Raw genomic sequence first — 23,700 nt, forward strand, 5'->3', positions numbered from 1 at the left:
TGAACGCGCGTGTCGTACCTGAACCGCCTCCTTCGTTTCCGCGAAGATCGATGATGAGCAGCGGCCGAACACGAATGGCATCGGCATGCGCGCCGACCAGACTGTCGATCCGTCGTGTGTACTGTGGATCGTGGGAAGGAATGGAGAACACCACCGATCGCTCTCGCACGACCACGGTGGGTTTGTGGGCGTCGACCGTGTCCAGCATGCCGATCCGGGCGCTGTCACTCGGATAGGCACGGCCCCAGATACCGGGAGACAGGCGAAGCAAATCACCACGATGCAGCGTGGCGTTCAGTTGCATTTCGGCGAACCCCTTGGTGCGGAGCCGTATCGCATACCGATCGGCTGCGGTGCGTTGGATGTCCGCTCGGACTGTCCCCACTGGCCAGCTGCTGGTGTCGGTCGCCAATACGACAGCCGCAAAGTGCCCGCCTGGGCGGCTAGGATCGGGAACAACGCCCAGTCGAAGAGCACCATCGTACCACACGCCTTCGATCGGATCGCGAGCCGCACCCCGAGCCATGGCGGTCCGAATGCCCGCCTCCGTCACCTCAATGCGGCGCAGCCCGGCCGCCGCGATACGCGCCGTGGCGGTATCCACAACCTGGCTTTGCAGAACGAACAGATGCGGATCCGCGTACCACTGCGTGTAGGTGTTCAGCAGCGGGTAGCAATCCTCGAGGCGGACGGTGTCCGCGCGTCCTCGCAGTGATTCGAGCATCGCGTGATGGGCTTGTGCGCGGGGGCCGGTCACCTCGAGTAGATGACCGGCATAGTTTCTCCGCACCTTCGCGTCGAGCGAATCGAGAGACTGTCGGCAAGTTGGCGCCTGTGCATAGGGCGTTGCGTCCGCACGGAAGCCCACATTCGCGACGGCAATCGGCAGCAAGGCGGCGGCGACAGCAATAGGGAAAGCAGTCGGCATCGTTCGATATTCGGAGGGAGGGGGGCACCTTCATTTCCGTACGCCCACTACGGATGTCGGTTTCTCCGCTGCTTCCGACTGTCCCATTCTCTTTCTGGACACCGGTTCGCAATGGGATCGCGACTGGGTCGCTATTGGATCGCGGCCGGGAGCGCGACGCGCATCACCTCGATGAAGCGGCGGAGGCGGGCGGGATAGAAGCGGGCCCTGGGATACACGAGGTGCACAGGCAGTGGATCTCCGTGCCAGTCTGGAGCGACATGCACCAAGCGGCCCGCGGCGAGGTCATCGGCGACAAGCCATGATGATGCCATGCCGATACCAAGCCCCTGCTGCACGGCACTTCGCATAGCGTAGAGGCTGTCTGTACTCATGCGGGGAGCAATGCCGAGCTCTAGGCGTTCGCCGCGGTCATTGTGCACCAGCGTGATGCTTTGTCGGTAGAACGTGCGCAGGGCGATCCAGGGCAGTTCCTCGAGTGCTGACGGGTGGGTCGGGGCCGCTCGATTGTCGAACAACGATGGTGCGCCAATGACAATCCGGGGGACCTCGCCCACACGAATGGCCCGCACACTGCGATCCGCATTCGAGCCCACCAGAATGGCACAGTCGATGCCATCGGCGATGAAGTTGGGCAAGGTGTCATGCAGCAACCACTCCACGGACACGCGAGGATAGCGGCGCAAATACTCGACCAGTGGCGTGATCAGTTGATGCTGGCCAAACGCATGCGGTACCACGACTCGCAATGTGCCCTCGGGCTGATCCCGGTCTCCCCGCATCTCCGCTTCGAACGCATCGAGATTGGCGAGCAGTGCCTTGGCGCGCTCATAGCATCGTTCGCCGTCTTCGGTGAGCCGCATGGAGTGCGTGGTGCGATGAACCAGTGGGACACCCAATGCGCGTTCGAGCGCCTGGAGCCGACGACTGACGGTGGGTTGCGTGGTACCCAGTAGCGTCGCCGCGGCCGACAGGTTGCCGGCCTCGACGATGCGAAGAAACGTGCGCAGCAGGGGAATCCGATCAGCTGCTCCCGGCTCGGTGGCAACAGGCTCTGTCATGCGCATAACGTATGACAGATGTGCAGAATGGTCCACTACAGCGCCTCCTCGGCGTATGACATACTCCGGCTGTGAATACATCCCGTACAACCGGACTCTCCGGTCCGATGGTTCTGCTGCTCGCCGCTGGCGCGGGCTTGTCTGTGGCGGCGCTCTATTACTGCCAGCCGATGCTGGGCGCCGTGGCTTTTGATCTCGGCACGTCGGCGCGATCGATCGGTCTCGTCCCGATGATGACCCAGCTTGGATATGCGGCAGGCATTCTGCTGTTGGCGCCGCTTGGTGATCGCATCGATCGCCGACAACTGATCCTCATCAAGAGTGTCGTGCTGGCCACCGCGCTGATGGTCGCCGGCAACTCGTACAGCATCGCGCCGCTGCTCGCGGCGAGCCTGGTCATCGGCCTGTCCGCCACACTCGCGCAGGACATCCTGCCTGCCACGGCTACGCTGGCGCCGGAATCGCATCGAGGGCGCATCGTTGGCATGGTCATGACAGGATTGTTGCTGGGGATTCTCCTGTCGCGGGTGATCAGCGGTGTCGTGGCCGAACAATTTGGATGGCGTGTCATGTTCATGGCGGCTGCGGCAAGCATCGCGCTGCTGGGCATGGCGATGTATCGCAGCCTGCCGGCGTTCGCGGTCACCACGCAGCTCGACTACCTCTCGTTGTTGCGCTCGCTCGGAGCGCTGGCCCGGCGGCATGCCCCACTTCGGCAGGCCGCCCTGGCTCAGGGGTTGCTGTCGGTGGGATTCAGCGCGTTCTGGTCCACGCTCGCGGTGATGCTGCATGCTGCTCCGTTCCATTTGGGAAGTGCAGCCGCAGGGGCGTTCGGATTGGCTGGTGCCGTGGGTGCGCTGGCCGCACCGATCGCTGGACGCGTCGCTGATCGTCGTGGCCCGGAGCACATGACACGCGTGGGAGCGGCGATGGCGGTGATCGGCTTTGCGCTGATGGCGGCCATGCCCGTGCTGAGTATCGGAGCGCAGCTGGTGCTGCTGGGTGTGAGTGCCGTCCTGTTCGATCTCGGTGTGCAGAGCACACTCGTGTCGCACCAGACTCTGGTGTACAGCCTCGAACCCGAGGCACGGAGTCGGCTCAATGCGGTGCTCATCACCGGCATGTTTGTCGGAATGGCACTCGGTGCCGCGCTTGGCAGCGTCCTGTTTTCGCAGTGGGGGTGGCAGGCGGTTACGGCTTTGGCGACCACAACATCCGTGATGGCGTTGCTGGTCCGCCTGGGGAGATCCCGCTTCTAACGTTTCCCGGGGCGCCGTCGTACACTTGGGATCAGTGCACCGCCCCTGAACCCCACGCCCCGGTCACCATGTACAACCGCCGCGAGTTCCTCGGCACAGGGCTTGCCGCCCTAGGCGCCGCCTCTGCCGCCACGCTCGCCCCCGGGCTGCTGCGCGCGGCTCCCCTCTGGACACCGGCACCCAAGAAGATCCTCATCCTCGGCGGTACGGGCTTCGTCGGCCCGCACAACGTGCGCGAGGCGCTGAAGCGTGGTCATCAGGTGACCATTTTCAACCGCGGCCGCAGCGGGAAGGGTATGTTCGGCAAGGACGTGGAGGAGTTGGCCGGCGACCGCGCCAGCGACCTCAGCGCGCTCAAGGGCCGGAAGTGGGACGCGGTCATCGATGAGTCGGCCTCGCTCTCCAGCGCACCGGAGTGGGTGAAGCTGTCCACCGAGGTGCTGCGCGACTCCGTCGACCAGTACCTGTTCATCTCCACGCGCTCGGTCTACTACGACCTGAGCTCGGTGCCGATGAACAGCAACGCGCCCGTGCTGACACTCGAGAATTCGCCCATTGAAGCGGGCAAGCCCCTCACCTACGGGCACGCCAAGGCCTACGCCGAGAAGGCGGCTCATGCGGCCATGCCGGGACGGGTGACCGTGGTGCGCCCGGGGCTCATTGTGGGACCCGAGGACGATACCGATCGCTTCACGTACTGGCCGGTGCGCGTCGCGCGCGGCGGCGAGATGATCGCGCCGGGTGATGGTACTGACCATGTGCAGATCATCGACGTGCGGGATCTCATGAAGTTCTGCGTCACGTTGTGCGAGAACCGCACGTTTGGTGTGTACAACGGCGTCGGACCGCAGGGCGGCATGCCGTTCAAGGAATTCCTGTCGCGTGTGCAGAAGGGCGTGGGCGGCAACCCCACCTACACGTGGGTGGATGCCGACTTCCTGCGCGAGCAGGGCCATGCGCCGTATGGCCGCGAGCTGCCGGTCTTTCAGGTGATGAAGGGGCGCACCGCGGGTTTTGCGCGCTTCGACCTCACGCCAGAGCTCAAGGCCGGCCTGACCGTGCGTCCGATGGAAGATACCGCCCGCGACACGCTCGCCTGGTGGAAGACCTTGCCTGCCGATCGACAGGCCGCTCCGAAGACCGGATTCTCGCCGGCGCGCGAGGCGGAGCTGCTGGCGATGTGGAAGGCGCGCAAGCCCAAGTGATCTCTTCAGGCCAGCTCATGAACATCCGCACATACACGCCCCGTCTCCTCGTGCTTGGTTCGCTGCTCGTGCTTGGTGCCTGCGCATCGGGTACGACCGCGGCCAAGCGGCCGCTCACCCCTGCGCAGATGGCGGCGCTCGATGGCGGCATTCCGCCGTATACCGCTGCCGATGTGTCGTTCATGCAGGGCATGATCGGGCACCACGCGCAGGCCGTGACCATGTCGTCGTTCGCCGAAGCGAATGGGGCCAGCTCGGAGGTGAAGGTGCTGGCTGGTCGTATCTCGGTGGCGCAAACCGACGAGATCGCGTTCATGCAGTCCTGGCTACGCACCCGCAAGAAGGAGGTGCCGTCAGGCAACATGGAGCAGATGGCGCACGCCCATCATGCCGGCATGGATATGTCGGCTGCGCAGACCGGTGCGGCCGCGACCATGATGCCGGGCATGCTCACACCCGCGCAGATGGACACGCTCAAGGTCGCAAAGGGCGGTGCCTTCGATTGGTACTTCCTGACATTCATGATCCAGCACCATCGCGGTGCGATCAGCATGGTCGACGAACTCATGTCGGCCAAGGGATCGGCCAATGATGATGACGTCTTCAAGTTCGTGTCCGATGTGGTCGCCGATCAGAGCACCGAGATCGACCGCATGGAGCTGATGCTCCGTACGCGCCCCAAGCCCTGATGCACTTTCGGTCCCCTTCCACGTCACCCTCCACGTCACCGCCCCCGATGCGAACTCCGTTTCGATCCCTGCTGCGCAGCATCCCGCTGCTGACGGTCAGTGCCACTGCGGCACAGGTGGCCCTGTCGTCCGACGCGCACGCGCAGCCGTCGCCCGATCCCCGTGTTGGTCTCAAGGCGGGGTGGTTCGATGCTGGTACGGCCGAATGGAACATGAAGCTCGTGTCCACGACCAAGCCGTCCGAGTCGTTCCTCAACATGAGCACGCCCGGTGATGCGCGGCTCAAGAACTCCGACCTGGCGTTCAACGGCAACCTGGTCTTCCAGGGCAACTACAGCGGCTGGCAGGTGTGGGACATCGCCAACCCGAGCAAGCCGAAGTTGCGCACGGCGTTTGTCTGCCCCGGCTCGCAGTCCGACGTCACGGTGTATGGCAACCTGCTGTTCGTGTCGGCGGAAGCGGTGGCCGGTCGTGTCGACTGTGGCCTCGAGGGCGTCGAAGCGGAGGTCAGCAAGGATCGCGCGCGTGGCATCCGCATCTTCGACATCAGTAATGTCGCGAAGCCGAAGTCGGTAGCGATGGTGCAGACCTGCCGCGGTTCGCACACCAACACGCTGGTGACGGATCCGAAGGATTCGGAGAATGTCTACATCTACGTGTCTGGTTCCGCGGGTGTCCGTTCGAGCGAAGAGCTGGCCGGATGCTCGGCGCTCGCGCCGGACGTCGATCCGAACAGCGCGCTGTTCCGCATCGAAGTGATCAAGGTGCCGCTCAAGAATCCCGCGGCGGCCGCGATCGTCAGCTCGCCGCGCATCTTCGAAGGCCTGGGTGAAGCGGTGCGTCATGGTGATGCCCCCGGCGATCGCCGGGAGCGTCCGGCGGGTTCACCCGCGCGCCCGTCGGTGGCAGGGCGCGGACCGACGCAGTGCCACGACATCACCACCTATCCGGCCGTGGGTCTCGCCGGTGGCGCGTGCAGTGGCTACGGCATTCTGCTCGACATCAGCGACGTCAAGAACCCCAAGCGTCTCTACGCCGCAGCGGACACCAACATGTCGGCCTGGCACTCGGCCACGTTCAGCAACGACGGCAGCAAGGTGCTGTTCTCCGACGAATGGGGCGGCGGCACGGCGCCGCGCTGCCGCGCGACGGACAAGAAGGAGTGGGGCGCTGATGCGATCTTCGTGCGCAACGGCGACAAGCTCGACTTCAAGAGCTACTTCAAGCTGCCCGCCGCGCAGAGCAGCCAGGAGAATTGCGTGTCGCACAACGGCTCGCTGATCCCGATTCCCGGCCGCGAAGTCATGGTGCAGTCATGGTATCAGGGCGGTGTGAACGTGTTCGACTGGACCGATCCCAATCACGCGTTCGAGATTGCGTTCTTCGATCGGGGCCCGATGAATGGCAGCGAACTGGTGAGCGCCGGTCACTGGTCGGCCTACTGGTACAACGGCCACATCTACGGCTCGGAAATCGCGCGTGGTCTCGATGTGTGGGAGCTTCTGCCGAGCGAGCACATTTCCAAGAACGAACTCGAAGCGGCGAAGCTGGTGAAGTTCGGTCACTTCAATCCGCAGGAACAGCCGCAGTTGGTCTGGCCGGCTGCTTTTGTCGTGGCGCGTTCCTACACCGACCAGATGGCGCGTAACACGGCGGTGCAGAAGCCGTGGCTGAGTGGCGTCGTGGCGCAGCTCGATGCCGCTGAGAAGGCCAAGGGTGCCGCGCGTGCTACGGCGCTCAACAAGCTGGCCGCACAGCTCGATCAGGATGCTGGCGGCAGCCCGGAGTCTGCCCGCGTGAAGGCGCTGAGCGCAGTGGTGAAGGATCTGGCGAAGTAGTCGCTGCGAGACCTGCACAAACACAAAGGGCGGCGTGGTCGTGATGACCACGCCGCCCTTTGTTCATGCCTACGGCAGTCCGGTCAGTTGCCGGCGACGTTCACGCAGCCACGGGGCAGGGCCGAGGTGCGCTGGTTGCATTCATCGATGGGAATCGGAACCAACGGGAACACCCGATGCGTGGCCAACTGCTTGCGCAGTTCACCAAGCCGGTTGTACCGACGCGAGTCCACCCAGCGATGGCCGTACTCGAAGAACAGTGAGTAGCGGCGGTCGTACAGCAGCTCGGTGATCAGGTCGCCGGCAAAGTCGTTGGCCAGTGCCGGTAGCCCACCCGAGTTCGTGCGCACGAAGTTGAGGTCCGTGATCGCTGCGGCACGATTGCCAAGGCCGATGTTGGCTTCGGCGCGAATGAGAATGAGCTCCTCATTGCGGATGATCGGCAGCGGCGTGACGTTGGTGGGGTACACCGTGGGCCGCACGTTCGAACTGATGCCTTGCGTGGCAAGATTGACCGTGCCTACCACCGCCTTGGAGGTGGCTCGCAGGTCTCGTGAACCATCCGCACGCGTACGCGCCTCCGTGAGGAACTCCGGGACCGCCACCAACGCGCGGGGCGTCGGGTCGAATAGCGGATTCACGGCGTCACCTGACGCCGTGCTGTACACGTGGTAGACACCCGTGTTCAGCGAAGCGGCTGTGCCGGACGCCGTGCTGATGAACGACTCGTTCACCGCGCTCAACGCATCCGCCCAGCGACCGCGATAGGTCTCCATGCGTGCCTTGAACGCGCGATTGACGCGTACGAAGGTGGCCGGCGTGTTGAATCCCGCGAAGCCTGTCGTCAACGTGAACGGGAATGCGGTGCCACCTGCGGCAAGGTCCGTGCGGGCTTCGTCGAAGAGTGCCGCCGTCTTCGTGTAGGCCTCATCACGGGTGATGAATGCGCCCTGCTGCGCGGCGTCCTTCGGCACATCGAACACGAGGCCGAACGTGTCACGGACGCGCAGCTGGTTGACGTACTCCTGGGCAATGAAGGTCTTCACGAAGCCCTTCACCGCGCTGCGCTGCGCGGCGTTGTAGTCCGGCACGCGATCCACCACGTCGAGAATCGTGTACGCCGTGCGCAGGTTGCGGTACGAGTTGGTCCACCCCACGTCCACGCCGAAGCCACCAGGCTCCAGCGGTCCGATGAGCAGTGCCAGCACGTTGCGCGGCTCGGCGCCGTCGAGGTTCATGATCTCGCGGCCGAATACGCCCAGTGTGCTGGCCCAGGTGCCGGCGCCGGCACGCGATCCAGCCAGCACACCCGCGACGGCGGTGTTCACCGTACCGGCATCAGGCGAGCCTTCGAGTTGCGAGGTGTTGGGACTGTTGAAATTCGCGATGTCCGCCGCGTTGCACGCCACGACGGAGGCACAGACGGCGGCGAGCAACAGCGCGCGCGTCCGGCGATTGCGGATGGCGGTCATGGTCAGAAGTCCACGCTGAAGTTGAGCCAGAAGCTGCGGCTTGCCGGATACGCCGCGAGCTCGCGGTTACGCTGAATGGCATCGGGAACGCCACCCTGTCCGAAGTTCTGCGCCTCTGGATCGCCACCGCGGAACTTGGTCCACCAGTACAGATTGCGGCCGCTGAACGACAGCTTGGCACCACTGGCGCCTGACCACACCGAGGTTGTCCAACTCTGCGGCAGATCCCAGGTCAGCGTGACTTCGCGCAGCTTCACGTACGACGTGGGTTGGTAGTAGATGCGCGTCACCTGCAGGTAGCTGGTGCGACGCACTTCGCCCACTTTGCGGCCCGACGCGTCGAGATCGTCGTAGTCTCGCGAGTTCTGGCCGAGGTCGTAGTGGCGCCACGTACCGTTGGCGAGCATGCCGCCCTTCTGCTGGTCCACCAGCGCGTAGAGAGAGAGTGCTTTGAAGCGCACTTCATTGCCCCAGCCGGCGGTCCACAGCGGGTTACCGTCGCCCATGACCGTCGGTACCACCACGCGTCCGCCAGCCTGCGGCAACGTGTCATTACCGATGAGTTGCGTGGCCGACTTGCCCTCTTCGATGCGGATGGCACCCACCTGCGGTGTGCCAAGCAGGAACGTGGGCACCGGCAGCTTGGTCACCTTCGAACGGTTCGTGCCCCAGTTCAGGCGCGAGGTCCAGCCCCAGGTCGGCGTCTGCACCGGGAACGCGTTGATCGACACTTCCGCGCCCGTCACCTGCATCTCGGCGCCGTTCGACGTTTCGCTGCTGAAGCCGGACGTCGGCGCGAGCGTGCGCGTGATCAGCAGGTCAGAAATGTTGCGACGGAAGCCGGTGACGGCGAAGGTCGCGCGGTTGCGTAACAGGTTGAGATCGGCGCCAAGCTCGAATTCGCGCTGACGCTCGGGTCGCAGGTCGGACGCTGCACGCACCGTGCCCACGCGGAACGCACCGATGCCACCCACACTCGACAAGTCGAGATTGGTGAACTTCTGTCCGTAGAGCGGCTGGTTGCCCGTTTCACCGTACGCCACGCGCAGCTTGGCTTCGTCCACCACGCCGGGCATGAGATTGGGGAACCGGTACGAGCTGGCCGCCTTGGGGAAGAGGAAGAACTTGGCCGGATCGCCGTTGTTGCTGGAGCGATCGGCGCGGGCGCCGACCGTGAGCAGCAGCTTGTCGCGCCACAGCGCTTCTGACTGAACGAACACGCCAAAGTCTTCCACGCGCAGGCGCGATTCATCGACGTCGCGGACCGTGCCGGAGGTGACCACTTCGAGGCCGCCCAGCAGGTTTTGCGCAGAGGCGCGCGTCTGGTTGAAGTCACGCTCTTCGAACTGCGTACCCACCTGCGACGTGACCTTGAGCGAGGAGCCCATGTTCCAGCCGTGCACCACGTTCAGGTTCAGGTTGCGCTGGACGTTGGTGGTCTTGGAGTTCGCGCTGGTGCCGGGCAGTCCATCCACCGGCTCGAACTGCAGCGTCGGTGGCGAGTAGATCAGGTTCGTCTGGTTGAGCAGGTCCACGCCGCCAAACGCGATGAACTGCAGCGTGTGATTGTTGCCGGTCAGCAGGTCGGCCGTGAGTCGCGACGTGGTGATGTTGCGCCACACGTTCTCGCCATTCTGGAACTGGTCGATCGTCTGCAGCGGGTTCGACGGATAGAACAGGTTCACCGGCCACGAACCGTCGGCGTTCTGGCGGAGATCCAGGAAGCTCGGAATCTTGGTCAGCGCGTAGGCGATGGAGTTGCCGGCGTTGTCGTTGCCGAACAGGCCACGATCGCTGGCATTGTTGAGCACCTCATTGCCCACCTGCAGGTTGATGCGCGAGGAGATGCGCTGATCGAGGTTGACACGCACGTTCGTCTTGCGAGCGAACGTGTTGGCCACGATGCCCTCTTCGTTGCGCCGGCTGGCCGACACGAAGTAGCGCGTATCGTCGCTGCCACCACTCACACTGAGCGAAAGATCGGAGTTGAGGGGCTTGTTGCCGTAGGCCAACGACTCGTAGTCGAGCTGACGATTGGGGTCGTAGAACGGCGTGATACCGGCGCCGAAGACCGCGACCGCGTCCGAGAGCGACTGGAAGTGCCGTGAGCCGTTGCGGTAGGCAAGCTCTGACGTACCCCCACCCATGCGCAGCGAGAAACGCGGCTTGCCTGCTTTGCCGCGCTTGGTGGTGATGATGATGACGCCCCCCGACGCCTTTGAGCCGTAGATGGCCGCCGCCGCCGATCCCTTCAGCACGTCGACATTCTCGATGTCGTTGGGATTGAGGTCGGCGATACGATTCACCGGCGCCTCCTGGTTGCCCACCGAGATGCCGGTGCCCGACGCGCGGGTCACCTTGTTGGTGCCGGATCCAATGGACACGTCGGTCACGATGACACCGTCGATCACGTACAGCGGCTGCGCCGATCCGAGAATCGAGGAGATGCCGCGGATGCGGATCCGATTGCCGCCACCCGGAGCGCCGGTGGATTGCGCGATTTGCGCACCGGCGATCTTGCCTTGCATGGCGTTTTCGATGGACTGCGCCGACACCTTGTTCATATCGGCGCCGCTCACACTGGCCACGTCGTTGGCGAGATTGCGGCGTGAGATGCCCGTGGCCTGACCCGTCACCACGACCTGGTCGAGGTTGAGCACGTCCTTCTTGAGCACGATCTCCAGCGTGTTGTTGGTCGGGCTCACCGTGATGCGGGTCATCGGGTAGCCGAGCCGACGCACCACGAGCACCACCTCGCCTGTGGACACGCCAACGATGGTGAACCGACCATCTTCGCGTGTGAGGGCGCCGAGGTTGGTGCCTTGGACCTGCAACTGTGCGGCCGTGATCGGCGCGCGCGATCCCTCTTCGAGCACCTGGCCCGAGATCGTGCGCGTTTGCGCGAGTAGTGTGCTGGCGGACAGCACGAGCGCACTGAGCGCTGCGGCTGTGGCCAGTAAGGCCCGCCTGGTGAATACGCCTGTCATGACAAAGGCTCCTGCTTGTGGAGGGAAACGTGGGGGCGGAGCAGGGGACGTGCGGTTACGGCATGACGGTGAGCGACAGGTGCGACGCGCGCGCCGCCGTGCGGTAGATGGTCATCGTGGCGGATTGGAAATCGGAATCCTTGGCCTTGTAGATGTTGGGAAGGAAACGCTGTGGATTGCGGTCGACGGCGGGATACCAGGAGCTCTGCACGTGCACGACGATGCGATGGCCCTTCTTGAACGTGTGCATCACGTCATCGAGCGGCACGCGGATGGTGTCCGCGACATTGGCCACGAGCGGAATGCTGCGGGTGTAGCCTTTGCGCCAGCGAGCCCGGGCCACACCCGGACGTACCAGACGCTCATAGGCGTCGAGGCGCGGACCACCCTCGAATTCGGGGGCGGCGTCATTGGGATACTGGTCAATCAACTTCACCACGAAGTCGGCGTCGGTGCCGGTGCTCGCGACATGCAGCAGAGCCGAGAGCGGACCGGCCACGGTGAGATCTTCCGTCAGGACTTCCGACCGGTACACCAGCACATCGGGACGTCGCGACGCGAAGCGCTGGTCTTCGGTGGGGTACTGCGCGTTGAAGCCAAAGGTGGTGCCCATCGTGTACGGCACCGGCTTGGCCGGATCACTCACGTAGCGATCGGCGCCTGCCGCTGCGGCCGCGGTCGGCGCATCGAACGCGACACGTCCCTGCTCACGCAGGTACAGCGTGCGCTGGCGGGCCTGCTTGGGCGGCCACGCCTCGAATCGCTTCCACTGATTGGTGCCAGCCTCGAACATCAGCGCTCCGCCGAACTGGAAGTTGCCGCAGTCGTCCTTGAGGAGACAGCGGAACGCGGGCATACCGATGGAATCGCGGAAGAACTTCCCGGTGGGGCTGCCGTTGGTGAACGCACCGAAGGTCGGGAAGTCGGCGCGGTTCCAGCCACCATGCGACCAGGGACCCACCACGAACATCTGCTTGGTGCTGCGGCTGTCCGCCTGCATGCTCTCATTGAGACGCAGCATGCCGTACGGATCTTCCACATCGTACCAGCCACCAACCAGCAGTACGGCCGGTGTGATGTTCTTGGCGTGCTTCCAGATGGCGCGCGCCTGCCAGAACGCGTCGTAGTCGGGATGCGCGGCGATGGAGTCCCAGAAGGCGACGCGTCCCTGCATCGGGCCCGGGCCGTACTTGGACAGCGCGCCCATGCCGAGGTGCCACGCATAGCCGTCCGTGGTGCCGGACGCCGGACCAGCCGGGTACTGCGTGATCAGGCCGTTGCGTGGCTGGTCGAAGTTGCGCATGAAGTTGTACGTCTGCGACAACTTGAAGAGGCCATTCATGTGGCGGTCGTCGCCCATCCACCAGTCGACCATCGGCGCCGACGGATAGGCGAACTTGTGCGCGGGGTGTGCGTCGATCATGCCGGCGGTCACGAAGAAGCCGGGTGCCGAGTTGCCCCACGTACCCACACGCCCATTGTGGTGACGGACATTCTTGAGGATCCATTCGATCGTGTCGTACGTATCGGTGGATTCATCGACGTCGCCACTCTTGCGATTCGGCCCGCGATTCGGCGTCATGAACTGGTGATAGCCTTCGCTCATGTAGCGGCCGCGCACGTCCTGGTTCACGAAGATCCAGCCTTCCTTGTCGATATCGGGGAAGGGGCCAAGCTGTGCGGGATACGCTGCGGCGCCGTACGGGGCCACGCTGTACGGCGTGCGCATGAGGAGGATGGGCACCGTCTTGCTGCTGTCACGCGGCACATAAATCGCCGTGAAGAGCTTCGTGCCGTCGCGCATGGGGATGCTGACTTCACGCTTGACGTACTGCGCCGTCACGCGGGCGACACCAGACTGGTCCGGTGCCGGTCGGGCGTTCTGTGCGCGGGCGGTTGTGGTCGCCGTGGCCAGCAGCAGGGCCAGCCCGGCCATGCGCACACGAGGGTCGAACATGTTCACTCCAGGGAGAGGAGAAGACCTGCGTTGTCAGGCGAACGTGAGATAGGACAGTGAAACCCAGCGCGATTCCTGCCCGATGCGGCACCAGCCATCACGGCGTTCGTGGACAAACACTTCCTGCGCGCGTGACAACGCGGCGAGTTTGTCGAACTGCGTGCCTGGACCGTTTCGGACGTTGAGCACATCGGAATTGACGGTCGCCCGCTCCACCAGCTGGACGTACCGTGCACTGACCCATTCATCATTCGCGGCCGAAAGGCGAAACCATCCGTCGCGTTCGTCGTGGATACGCAGGATCGCGCCCGCCAATACGACATTACGGCGCGCGGCGTTGGCCGCAGGCGCCGAGCGTACATTCAGCGTGTCGGCTTTCACCACGCCATAGCGGACCGTCGTAGGGAGTGGAGCTGATACCACACCGCCAAGCGTCTGCCGTACCAGAGGAAGAAAGCCCTGCTCGGCGTGCCCCACCTTGTTGCCGCCAAAGAACGCGGTGCCCGGACAGGTCTTGGTCGTGCCCGCGCCGTTCGTGCGCGCACCGGTGTCGAGATCGAACCAGTGATGATAGACCACCCGGTCGCTGTTCACCGGTATGGCGAATCGCCGGCAGATACTGGCCGTCATGCCCACGATCGTGGCGCGGTGCGCCGCCGACATGGTGTCGCCACCCGTGTCGAAATTGCCGATGTGTTCGATGCAGATCGCATGGGCGTTCTGCCCCTTGATGCACGCCGGCACCTGCTCCAGCGAGCGACCGGTCATGATGGTGCCGTCGGGAAAGCTCGTGAAGTGCTGGCCGATATCAGCCCAGCCGTTGTTGGTGACGTGATGGCGCTTCATGCCGAGCTGCAGGTCGAAATGATTCGAGCCGTTGAACTGGCGGTAGCCCGGCGACCAGGTGTGGTGCTGCTGCAGGGTGAGCACGGTGCGCCCCACGCGCTGCTGTACGATCCACTGCTCGAATTCCTGAAGGGTGAGCAGCGTGAAGCCGTGACGAGTCTGCAAGGGAAGGTCGGTGTCGAAGCTGATGGCCAAGTGCGCCCGGCTGACGAGCCGTGCGATATCGCCATCTTGCTGCACAAGTGGCACACCTGTCCAGCAACCGACCGCAACCTCCCCGTTCGTGGTCGAGCTCGCCGCTCAGGGCGGCCGTCCCCGGGGAGCTCGTTCGTCCCTTTTCACTCACACGGCTGTGTCCACGCCTGGCCATTGCCGGGGCCTCATCCGTGTCGGCGGAGAGATCGGACGTCGATCACCGCACGTGCATGTGCAGGCTGCCATCATTCCCTGATGACACGAATGCCTGCTTCTCCGACTCGCGGTGAACGATCGCCCGCCCGGATGGTGATCGCGCTGACGACTGTGCTGGCCACGATGCTGGCCACTTCCTGCGGCGGTGGTGGGGGCGCCACGACCGCTCCACCCCCGACCAACACCTGCCGCACCGAGCCGCCGGCCGCGCAGGCGACCTACTACGCGCCCGCCCGGCAGCGCTGCGACGCGGCGCTCCTCACCGCCGTGCAGCAACTCGTGCGTGGGCAGCGGGTCCTCGGCTACACCACCGCGCGTGACTCATTGTACGCATTTGTGGATCGTGGCACCCGCCCCTGGATCATCGATCTCTACACCGGCCGACAGGCCGTCGGTGTCACCACTCGCGCCACGGCCGCGCAGAATGGCATCAACACCGAACACACCTGGCCACGCAGTCGCGGCGCCGAGGTCGACCCCGCGCTCAGCGACTTGCACCATCTCTTCAGCTCCGACTCGGCCGCCAACGAACGACGGTCCAACTATCCGTTCGGGTTGGTCCGCGGCACGGTGCTCTGGACCGGTCCCGCATCGGGGAGCGGCGAGGTGAGTCGACTGGGATATGCGACCGGCAACAGCGGACAGATCGTATTCGAACCGCGGGCCAGCGTGCGCGGCGATATCGCCCGTGCCCTGCTGTATTTCTACATCCGCTATGGCACCGATCGGCCGAGCGGATTCAACCTGCTCAACTTTGCGCAGGAGCGCGATCTGCTCATCGCATGGGCGCGTGAAGACGCCGTGGACGTCTGGGAGCGCGGGCGCAATGACGCGGTGCAACGCGCGCAGGGAAATCGGAACCCGTTCATCGACTGGCCGGAACTGCTCGACTTACTGCCAGCGTTGCCGCTCACCTGACGGCACGATAGGCGACACAAAACAAAAGGCGGAGCGCCATACCTTCTGGCGCCCCGCCTTCCTTGTGCCGCGACGCTCAGGTCAGAGCGTGTAGCGGATGCCCACCTGCATGCTGAACTGCAACAGCAGGTTCGTGCCCAACGGCGTCTTGTCGCCGAAGAAGTCCGTCAGGTTATAGCGGATCGACTGGCCCGTGGCGTCGTAGGATACCGGCACCATCAGGTTGCGGCGCGCCGCAGACACCGACTGGTAGCGGCCCCAGTTCGAGTTCAGACCATTCAGCACGTTGAAGAAGTCGATCGACAGTTCGGCGTGCTGGCCGGCTCGCGTCGGGATGCGATTGCGCAGCGACAGATCGAGACGGTTGAACCACGGCTGGCGGCAGGTGTTACGCGGGATGATCTGACCCACGTAGTCGCCCACGCACTTATTCTCGTTCAGATAGCCGCGGTAGATCTCGCGCTGTGCCGCCACGTACTCGGCCTGCGCTGCCGAACCCGTCACGTTGGTCGGAATGGCCACCGGGAAGTTCTCGGGCGCAAAGATGAACGGACGGTCGTTGAAGGTCAGTCCGTCGCCGTTCAGGTCGCCACCCTGTTCCGGGCCCCACGGCGTGCCGCTCTGCATGCGGAAGATACCGCTCAGGCGGAAGCCGAGCGGCAACTTCGTGAAGCCGGAGAGGATGACCGTGTGGTTGCGCACGAAGCCCGACGGGCCCCACGCCTTGTCCGTCGCGCCGATGCCGCCGATGTCGTTCGGGCCTGCGGCGCCAACGCGCGTCTCGCTCCAGCCCGCAAACGACGTGCAGCAGGAGAACGAACCGTTGTCATCGGCCGTGGTCCACGTGTACGAGGCCCTGATGGACGATTCCTGCGCGAAGCGATGGTCGAGATTGAACGTCAGCGACTGCGATCGCGAGCGACCGTCGTAGTAGTTCTGGAACAGGTTGCCGAAGTCGGTGTTGAGCAGGCGCTCATTGCCAGCGGCCGCATTCGGACGGAACGCCGTGGCCGGCACATAGACTTGACGGTCACCTTCGTTGGCCAGCGAGAACAGCGGGGCGCGCAGGTTGGTGTTGCGCACCGTGTACAGCTTGGTAGTGAACGCGTACAGGTAGTCGGCCGAGATGCGGGTCTTGCGACCAAGTTCACGCTCGTAGCCCACATTGCCGCGATAGGTCTCCGGGATCTCGAAGCCCTGGGTCCAGAACGAGTATTCCGGAATACCACCGATGCCCGCTGCGCCCGCGCAGTTGAACGGATTGTTGTCGCCGTTCGCCGCCCAGTCACGGTAGCCCGTCACCGACGGCGGGGCATTGGCATCACCGTCTGCTGCGCTGCCAGTGCACGCCAGATTCTGCAACGGCACGTCGGTGATACCCACGTTCGAACCCAGCACGGCCGGCAGGCGACCGTAGAACAGGCCACCACCCGCGCGCCACACTTCGCTCGCGTCGCCCTTGCGGTCCCATGCCAGTGCCACACGCGGCGAGATGTTGTTCTTGTCGAGTGGGGCGATGCCCGTCTGGATTCCAAACGCCCGTTCGGCGTCGATCACGCGGCCCGGCGCATCACCGAAACGCGAGAGATCGTAGCGCAGGCCCAGCGTGGCCAGCAGGCGTGGTGTCACGCGCCACTGATCCTGCGCGTACACCGAATACTCGTACGTGTCGAACACCGCGCGTGGCACCTGACCATCGGAGCGCACATTGCGCGTGTACTGCAGTGGACGGAACGCCTCGAGTGCGGCCAGGTTGTCGAACGTGTAGAAGCCCGATCCCTGGTTCCAGAAATCGTTCTCGTAGTGCGTGATGATGTTGTTCGTGCCGAACTTCAGCGTGTGGCGTCCGAGATCGATCGTGGTGTTGTTGACGATCTGGAACTTGTCTTCCACCAGGTTGTTGCGGAACGCCAGGTTGTTGCCGCCCCAGGCATAAGCGGTACCCGGGATGACGTTGTTCACACGCAGCTGCGGCTTGAGATCTGCGCCAACACGCGGGCGTTCCTCGGCCGAGTACTGAAAGCGCAGCACGTTGGACGTGCGATCGCCCAGAGCGCTGTTCAGTTCACCGACCAGCGAATTGCTGCTGTTCTTGAACGCCTCGGTCTGCGACAGCCCACCCAGCGCCGTACCGGCGAAGGTTTCGTTGGCGTTGTCGTAGCTCGACCAGCTGTTGCGCAGGGAGAAACGGTGCTGGCTGTTGATGTTCCAGTCCACACGGGCGAACAGCGTCAGCACGTCGTTGCGCGTGGCGAACTCGTTGTACGAGGCGGCCGGATTCTGAATGCCGTACCGGCTGTCCAGAATATTGAAGAAGCGCCCGAGGGAGTCGGCCGTCTGTCGCGCCCGCAGCGCCTGGCTGCGCAGCGTGGCCGCCTCGGTGGGTGTGGCCGCGGCGTTGGCCTGCGCCTCGAGGTTGCCCGCCTGTGTCAGCAGGGCAGAGGGGCCGTTCGGCACGTACGGCTCGCGCCGACGCTGTCCGTCCGCCGACACCAGCCAGAACAACTTGTCCTTCACCAGCGGGCCTTCCGCCTGGAACGCGTACTGCTGGACGTTGAAGTTGTTGATGCTCGTGCCATCGAAGTTCTTCGCCGTGAGTGCATCACCGCGATAGTTGCCGTACATCGTCGCCTTCCGGCGATTGGTACCGCCCTTCGAGATGATGTTGATGATGCCACCGGCGTAGTTGCCGTACTCCACGTCGAAGCCGTTGGTGATGATCTGGAACTCCTTCACCGACTCGATCGAGAAGTTGAACGGGATGCGGCTACCGCCCCGGTTCTCACCGAAGAAGTTGTTGTTCGCATCCACGCCATCGAGTTGCACGTTCGTCTGCGAGGGACGTGCACCGGCGATGGAGAACTGACCACCCGTGGTCGTTTCCGGCGTCGGGCTCACCAGACCGGACAGGTTGATGAAGTCCGTGAAGTCACGGCCCAGTGTCGGCAGATTCTGGATTTCTTCCTGCGACACGGCCTGCTTCACACCGCCGTCGGCCACGTCCACCTGACGCGCGGCGCTGACCTGCACGGCACCGAGCTGCGTGGCCGCGTCGGTGAGCGAGAAGTTGACCGGCGTGGTGGAGCCCACCGTCACGCGGATGTTGGTCTTCTCCTGCTGCTGGCTGCCCAGGCGGCGTACCGTGACGCGGTACGTGCCCGAAGGCAGAAGGCGCACGACATACGCACCATCGTCACCGGCCACACCCGTACGCACCAATCCTGTTTCGGTGTTGGTCGCGGTGATGGTCGCACCAGCGAGTGGCTTGCCGTCGGCGCCGTTCACCGTGCCACGAATGGAGCCGGTGGTTTCCTGAGCGCCCAGTGTGGCCGAGAAGATCGTGCCGGCGAGTGGTGAGGGAGCCGGCAGGGCCGGCGCCACGGCGGCGAGTGCCAATGCGCCGAGCAATGTCTTGCGGGAAAGACTTACGAGCACGGAACCTCCGTCACGTCAAACGGGCCACGCGGCTGGAGCTGCGTCGCATTGTTGAAGAAGCCAACGATACCAGTGATGTTGTAGCAGCGGCCGGTCACGAATCGCGTGGTGCCGATTGTCGTGGCCGCGTTGCCGTCGAGTCGGACCTGCGCGGCACCGCTGCCGTCATCGAACGGCGCGTTGCCACTGGCGAAGGTGCCCACCGTGGCGCGGCGCACCGACACCAGCCGGCCCACATTGGGCGCCAGTGCATTGGTCGTCGTGGCCAGCTGCGCCGTCGTCACCACCACCGGATCGGGGATCTCGGCACCACGCTTGATGTTCGGCGCGATGCGCGGCGACGTGATCTGCAACTGCGTATTGAACGCCGCCATCACGCCCGTCACCTCGATGCTGTCTCCTTCCTGGAGATTGAGCGCCGCCGGTACACCAAAGACCTGGATACCACCGGTCGGGTCCTGCATGTACAGGTTGTCGTTCGCCGCGCGATAGCGACCCGGCTGGGCCGTGACGACACCGGCAATCGTCACACTCGCACCGGCCACCGCTTGCTTGGCCACGTTGACCCGCACGACGCAACCGAACTTGAGCGGCGTCTGCACGAACGTGGCTTCGTTGCGGTACACACTGGGCGCTGCGCCGCACCAGATGAAGTTGCTGGCGATCATGTCGGCGCTGCGCACCACATCGAGGTCATGCGTGCCCACCGGCACGTTGATCTCATAGCGGCCATTCGCACCCGTGGTGCCCGAACCGAGCACCCGCGTCGTGCCACGATCGAGCACGCGGATCGCGACGCCGGCCATGGCCGAATCACCCGCCGTGGGTGTGTACACGTTGTTGTTGTCGCGATCGAAGAAGAGGATGCCCGACACCTTGCCGGTGGCCTCGATGGCCGTGACCGGCTCCGGATCGTCGATGCAGGCGCCCATACCCGCGGCGCCCACGAGCAGCGACAGCAAGCCGGCCGAGCGGCATGCGGTGAACAGCGTTCGGAAATTCATGGAGAGGCTCATGGCGTCACGTCACTCGCGAAGCGCGGCTTGATCTGCGCGGTGCCGTTGAACTGCGTGAGGATGCCGGTGATCGAGTAGGTCGAGCCGACGGTGAAGTTGGCGCGGGTCAGGCCAAGCAAGGGGCCGCCGACGCGCACTTGAATGGAGACGCCGTCCACGGTGCCCGTCACCGTGAACGCGGTGGCTGTGCCGGTGGCGATGGTCGCAACGGTGAAACCGCTGATTCGTACGAGCTGTCCATCGCGGGCCAGCGACGCCGCTTCGGTACCCGTGACGGCCACTGGTGCGACCACCGACCCGTTGCCCGTGCGAGCTACGGTGGGCGTGCCCAGCTGCATCTGCGCGCTGAACAGGCCGCGGCTGCCGGTGACTTCCACCGTGTTGCCCAGCTTGAGCGTGGCACTATCGGCGGTGGGAACGCTGAACACGGCGATGCCACCCGTGGCGTCCTGGATCCAGAGCTCGGAGTTCACGTTGTTCGTACCACTGGTGATCGCGCCCGGCGGTGCGGTGATACGACCGGCGACGGTGTAGTTCGTGCCGTTCACACCGGCACTGCGTACGGTACCGATCGGCGTGATCGCGGCGCCGAGTTCCAGGTCACCAGTGTCGCGGATCTTGAGCTGCGCAATGGCGTTGAAGCGCGTCAGCACACCGGTCACGTTGTAGCGGTTGCCCACGGTGAAGCTGGCGCGCGAAAGACCTGTGGCCACGCCGGCGATGCGCAGTTGCAGGGTATCGCCCGCCGCATCGGTCGCCAGCACGGTGAATGCTGCGCCCGTGCCAGTGGGAATGGAGACCACCGTGAGATTCGGCACGCGCACCAGCTGGCCGTCACGCGTGAGGGCGTTGGCTTGTGCCGCGCTCTGCGCCGCAGGCACCACGGGCGTACCAGCGCCCAGGTTGCGCACGCGCGAAATGGTGATCTGCGACTGCGCACTGAATACGCTGCGGGCGCCCGTGATCTCGAGGCGATCACCGAGTCGGTACTGCGCGCTGTCGGCGTTGGGCACCGAGAACGCGGCGATGCCACCCGTAGCGTCCTGCACCCAGATCTCGGAGTTGGCGCCAGAAGCGAACGGCCCCGGACGCACCACCAGGTTGCCTACCACCGCGACCGTCGTACCCACCGCACGCGCACGCGCGTCGGCGATAGGAACAATCAAGGCACCCGTGAAGATGGCGTTCACAGCATTGGTGGCTCCTGCCGCCAGGGTCACCGTGCGCGTTGCGCCACCGGCGTAGGTGATGGTGGCAGGATTTTCGAGCTCCACCGTATACGTGCCCGGCGCGAGGAAGCGGAACGCAAACGCGCCCTGCGCGTCCGCCAGCAACGAATCCACGCGTGTCGTGCCGCGGCGCAGCACCACGTACAAACCGTCACCCGGTGTATCGCCAGTGTTGAACGAGCCGTTGCCATCGTCGTCGCGGAAGACGCGTCCGCTCACCGTGGCAGGCAGGTAGCCATACCGCACATCGTCTGCCCGCACCTGACCGGTCGCGCTGATCACCACACGGGGAACGGTGGTGGTGGCGAGCACCGCACCAGCGGGCGCCGTCGTGGGGAGCGTTACCGTATAGGATCCGGGAACGACCTGCGGAAAGGTGGCGAGTCCGCCGGCCGCTGATGTCGCAGACGCCGGTGAACCATCGCCGGTTTCCACCGGTGCCAGCGACAAGGCGACGCCGGCGAGGCCGCTGTCAGCAGCCGTGAAGTCGCCCGAGTTGTCGCGATCGAGGTAGACGCGAATGGCGACATCGGCAGACTTGCCCGCTGGGGCGACGGCTTCGTCGCAGGCGGTCAGCGCGAGCACTGCGGTGCCGAGGAACACGCCGCGAAGCAGCGCGGTGGTGCGATCCCTGTGCCGGGATCGTGGCCCGTCCAATGCGGGAATCATGGGGGCGGTCATAAACGGATCTGGAGGAAAGCCTTGAAGCGCCCTGCAGCCAGTGCGCTTCATCTACGCGGGGGAATATGCTCCCGCGTCCGTCCCTCGACATCCGATCGTTCTGTACCGAACTGGAACCGATCTGGGCCGTGAGGTTCAGGCGGCCATCAGGAGGACCAAGGCGATCAGGGCAGGGACAGCCTGTACATAAAGGATCTTCCGGCTGGCCGTGGCCGCCCCGTACACGCCCGCCACGATCACGCAGCCCAGGAAAAATCCGCGGACGGCAGTGCCCGTCGTCCCCAGCCAGAGCCCCCACACGAGTCCCGCTGCCAAAAAACCGTTGTACAGGCCCTGGTTCGCGGCCAGCACCTTCGTCGCTTCGGCGAACTCCGGCGTCAGCCCGAACGCTCGGCGTCCGCGGGGAGTCGTCCACAGAAACATCTCGAGGACGAGGATATAGACGTGGATCAGCGCGACGAGTGCGGTCGCGATCTGGCTGGCCAGCATCATGGTAGACCTATGGTAGACCTACGGATTAAAAGTCCGTTGCTCCAGCAGGGGCACCCGTCCCCAACGAGGCTACCGCCCAGACTGCAGCCGACGATGCAGCAACGTGCTCAATTCTGCGACGTTGGTGAACGACGCCGCACCGGCCTGCGAGACCAACTGGCCCGGATGGGCCGACCCGTCGATACGCGACCAGTCGTTGGCCACCACCGCGTCGACCGATTCGCCCAGCAACCCACGCGCAATCTCGGCGGTGCCGTCTTCCGTCTGGTTGAGCGTCAGCTTGAAGCCGATCACCTGCACATCGCGGTTGGTCGAGTACCGCTTGATGTTCGGCAGGATCTTGTGGTTCGGCTTGAAGTGCAGCTCGAGCGCCTCGCCGCTGCGCAGCTTCACATTGCCATCGGCCGCACCACCGTTCACGGAGTCGACCGAATAGTCGCTCACGGCCGCCGCATGGATGACCGCATCGTAGCGCTGCGCGGCCAGTTCGCGTTGCAGGGTGGCATCGAGATCAGCGAAGGATCCGTACGGCACCCGGGCGATCGACGCGTTGGGCAGCGCCGAGCCCTGTCCATGCACAAACGTCACCTGCCAGCCCTTGGCAGCAAGGTTGTCCGCGATCGCCGCGCCGGTGCGCCCCGTGCTCACATTGGTGACGAAACGAATGCCGTCGATGGGTTCGCGCGTGGCGCCGGCCGTGATGAGGATCTTGCCGAGTCGGGCAGGGGTGAGGCGGGCGACAATGTCATCGGGTTCGAGCAATCGTCCTTCGCCCACTTCCCCGCAAGCGAGATTGCCCCCGCTGCTCGGATGCATGATCACCCCCGCGCGCGTCGCCTTGGCCATGTTCTCCACGGTCGCCGGATGACTGATCATCTCGCGATTCATCGCCGGGAACACATGCAAAGCTTTCTCGCGTGGCCAGGCCAATGTGAGCGCGCCCACCAGGTCCTCCGCCAAGCCATGCGCCATGTGCGCGATGGTGTTGGCAGTGGCAGGGCAGATCACGCCGAAGTCGCACCATCGACTGAGGTGGATGTGATCCATGGCGCGGCCGTGCTCCCACAGGTCCGAGAGCACCGGATGTCCGGTCAACCCTTCGAAGGTCGCCGCGCCGACAAACTGGAGTGCGGCAGGGGTGGCCACGACACGCACTTCGTTGCCGTTCTGCACGAGGCGGGACACGACCTGCGCTGCCTTGAACGCCGCGATCGATCCGGTAACGACAAAGAGGATCCGGGATTTCTGCATAGCCAAAGGTAGTGCGCGCGGCGGG

16 protein-coding genes are annotated in these 23,700 nt (G+C 64.6%); 5 read left to right on the forward strand and 11 right to left on the reverse strand.

Features of this window, described 5'->3' with window-relative positions; genetic code table 11:
• Together VGE27_RS15235 and VGE27_RS15240 are read right to left on the reverse strand one after the other, a co-directional pair.
• On the reverse strand, nt 1-928 hold a 928-nt coding region (locus VGE27_RS15235), incomplete at its 3' end, for a hypothetical protein (RefSeq protein ID WP_331050526.1).
• Between the two features lie 131 nt (nt 929-1,059).
• Nucleotides 1,060-1,989 (reverse strand): LysR family transcriptional regulator, encoded by a 930-nt coding sequence (locus VGE27_RS15240; RefSeq protein WP_331050527.1) that lies wholly within the window; start codon nt 1,987-1,989, stop codon nt 1,060-1,062.
• A gap of 71 nt (nt 1,990-2,060) precedes the next feature.
• Between VGE27_RS15240 and VGE27_RS15245 the strand changes: the two genes are divergently transcribed.
• From VGE27_RS15245 to VGE27_RS15260, 4 genes are all read left to right on the forward strand, one after another.
• Nucleotides 2,061-3,248: an MFS transporter gene (locus VGE27_RS15245; RefSeq protein WP_345788029.1), complete on the forward strand. Its 1,188-nt coding sequence runs from the start codon at nt 2,061-2,063 to the stop codon at nt 3,246-3,248.
• A 68-nt stretch (nt 3,249-3,316) separates the two neighbouring features.
• Nucleotides 3,317-4,453, forward strand: coding sequence for an NAD-dependent epimerase/dehydratase family protein (locus VGE27_RS15250; RefSeq protein WP_331050529.1), 1,137 nt, complete (start codon nt 3,317-3,319; stop codon nt 4,451-4,453).
• Between the two features lie 17 nt (nt 4,454-4,470).
• On the forward strand, nt 4,471-5,142 hold the full coding sequence (locus VGE27_RS15255; RefSeq protein WP_331050530.1) for a DUF305 domain-containing protein: 672 nt from the start codon (nt 4,471-4,473) through the stop codon (nt 5,140-5,142).
• A 47-nt stretch (nt 5,143-5,189) separates the two neighbouring features.
• Entirely contained in the window at nt 5,190-6,980 is a 1,791-nt protein-coding gene (locus VGE27_RS15260; protein ID WP_331050531.1) for a hypothetical protein, read from the forward strand.
• An 83-nt stretch (nt 6,981-7,063) separates the two neighbouring features.
• Here VGE27_RS15260 and VGE27_RS15265 read toward each other — a convergent pair whose 3' ends face one another.
• The 4 genes from VGE27_RS15265 to VGE27_RS15280 are packed head-to-tail and all read right to left on the reverse strand — an operon-like array spanning nt 7,064 to nt 14,407.
• Nucleotides 7,064-8,452, reverse strand: coding sequence for a RagB/SusD family nutrient uptake outer membrane protein (locus VGE27_RS15265; protein ID WP_331050532.1), 1,389 nt, complete (start codon nt 8,450-8,452; stop codon nt 7,064-7,066).
• A 2-nt stretch (nt 8,453-8,454) separates the two neighbouring features.
• Nucleotides 8,455-11,439: a SusC/RagA family TonB-linked outer membrane protein gene (locus tag VGE27_RS15270; RefSeq protein ID WP_331050533.1), complete on the reverse strand. Its 2,985-nt coding sequence runs from the start codon at nt 11,437-11,439 to the stop codon at nt 8,455-8,457.
• Nucleotides 11,440-11,494: 55 nt separating this feature from the next.
• On the reverse strand, nt 11,495-13,396 hold the full coding sequence (locus VGE27_RS15275) for a CocE/NonD family hydrolase (protein ID WP_331050534.1): 1,902 nt from the start codon (nt 13,394-13,396) through the stop codon (nt 11,495-11,497).
• 33 nt (nt 13,397-13,429) lie between these two features.
• A complete protein-coding gene (locus VGE27_RS15280; protein WP_331050535.1) occupies nt 13,430-14,407 on the reverse strand; it encodes an SH3 domain-containing protein in 978 nt (325 codons plus the stop codon).
• A 294-nt stretch (nt 14,408-14,701) separates the two neighbouring features.
• Here VGE27_RS15280 and VGE27_RS15285 point away from each other — a divergent pair, with 294 nt between their 5' ends.
• Nucleotides 14,702-15,571, forward strand: coding sequence for an endonuclease I family protein (locus tag VGE27_RS15285; RefSeq protein WP_331050536.1), 870 nt, complete (start codon nt 14,702-14,704; stop codon nt 15,569-15,571).
• Nucleotides 15,572-15,652: 81 nt separating this feature from the next.
• On the opposite strand, the gene VGE27_RS15290 is transcribed toward VGE27_RS15285, so the two are convergent.
• The 5 genes from VGE27_RS15290 to coaBC all read right to left on the reverse strand — a co-directional run bounded on the left by VGE27_RS15290 (nt 15,653) and on the right by coaBC (nt 23,675).
• Nucleotides 15,653-19,006, reverse strand: a complete 3,354-nt coding sequence (locus VGE27_RS15290) for a TonB-dependent receptor (protein WP_331050537.1) — start codon at nt 19,004-19,006, stop codon at nt 15,653-15,655.
• Nucleotides 18,997-20,022, reverse strand: a complete 1,026-nt coding sequence (locus VGE27_RS15295; RefSeq protein WP_331050538.1) for a hypothetical protein — start codon at nt 20,020-20,022, stop codon at nt 18,997-18,999. The genes VGE27_RS15290 and VGE27_RS15295 overlap by 10 nt, the downstream gene beginning before the upstream one ends.
• Entirely contained in the window at nt 20,019-21,932 is a 1,914-nt protein-coding gene (locus VGE27_RS15300) for a DUF5689 domain-containing protein (RefSeq protein ID WP_331050539.1), read from the reverse strand. Before VGE27_RS15300 ends, VGE27_RS15295 begins: the two co-directional genes overlap by 4 nt.
• Nucleotides 21,933-22,067: 135 nt before the next feature.
• A complete protein-coding gene (locus VGE27_RS15305) occupies nt 22,068-22,424 on the reverse strand; it encodes a DUF1304 domain-containing protein (protein WP_331050540.1) in 357 nt (118 codons plus the stop codon).
• A gap of 69 nt (nt 22,425-22,493) precedes the next feature.
• Nucleotides 22,494-23,675 (reverse strand): bifunctional phosphopantothenoylcysteine decarboxylase/phosphopantothenate--cysteine ligase CoaBC, encoded by a 1,182-nt coding sequence (gene coaBC, locus VGE27_RS15310; RefSeq protein WP_331050541.1) that lies wholly within the window; start codon nt 23,673-23,675, stop codon nt 22,494-22,496.
• Nucleotides 23,676-23,700: the final 25 nt, after the last annotated feature.

The sequence above is a fragment of the Gemmatimonas sp. genome (genome assembly GCF_036405635.1).
GTDB lineage: Bacteria > Gemmatimonadota > Gemmatimonadetes > Gemmatimonadales > Gemmatimonadaceae > Gemmatimonas.

Bases quoted from the DNA above. Each gene is read 5' to 3' on its own strand.
- VGE27_RS15240 (WP_331050527.1), bottom strand. From the start codon at position 1,989: ATGACAGAGCCTGTTGCCACCGAGCCGGGAGCAGCTGATCGGATTCCC.
- VGE27_RS15250 (WP_331050529.1), top strand. From the start codon at position 3,317: ATGTACAACCGCCGCGAGTTCCTCGGCACAGGGCTTGCCGCCCTAGGC.
- VGE27_RS15255 (WP_331050530.1), top strand. From the start codon at position 4,471: ATGAACATCCGCACATACACGCCCCGTCTCCTCGTGCTTGGTTCGCTG.
- VGE27_RS15260 (WP_331050531.1), top strand. From the start codon at position 5,190: ATGCGAACTCCGTTTCGATCCCTGCTGCGCAGCATCCCGCTGCTGACG.
- VGE27_RS15265 (WP_331050532.1), bottom strand. From the start codon at position 8,452: ATGACCGCCATCCGCAATCGCCGGACGCGCGCGCTGTTGCTCGCCGCC.
- VGE27_RS15270 (WP_331050533.1), bottom strand. From the start codon at position 11,439: ATGACAGGCGTATTCACCAGGCGGGCCTTACTGGCCACAGCCGCAGCG.
- VGE27_RS15275 (WP_331050534.1), bottom strand. From the start codon at position 13,396: ATGTTCGACCCTCGTGTGCGCATGGCCGGGCTGGCCCTGCTGCTGGCC.
- VGE27_RS15285 (WP_331050536.1), top strand. From the start codon at position 14,702: ATGCCTGCTTCTCCGACTCGCGGTGAACGATCGCCCGCCCGGATGGTG.
- VGE27_RS15295 (WP_331050538.1), bottom strand. From the start codon at position 20,022: ATGAGCCTCTCCATGAATTTCCGAACGCTGTTCACCGCATGCCGCTCG.
- VGE27_RS15300 (WP_331050539.1), bottom strand. From the start codon at position 21,932: ATGACCGCCCCCATGATTCCCGCATTGGACGGGCCACGATCCCGGCAC.
- VGE27_RS15305 (WP_331050540.1), bottom strand. From the start codon at position 22,424: ATGATGCTGGCCAGCCAGATCGCGACCGCACTCGTCGCGCTGATCCAC.
- coaBC (WP_331050541.1), bottom strand. From the start codon at position 23,675: ATGCAGAAATCCCGGATCCTCTTTGTCGTTACCGGATCGATCGCGGCG.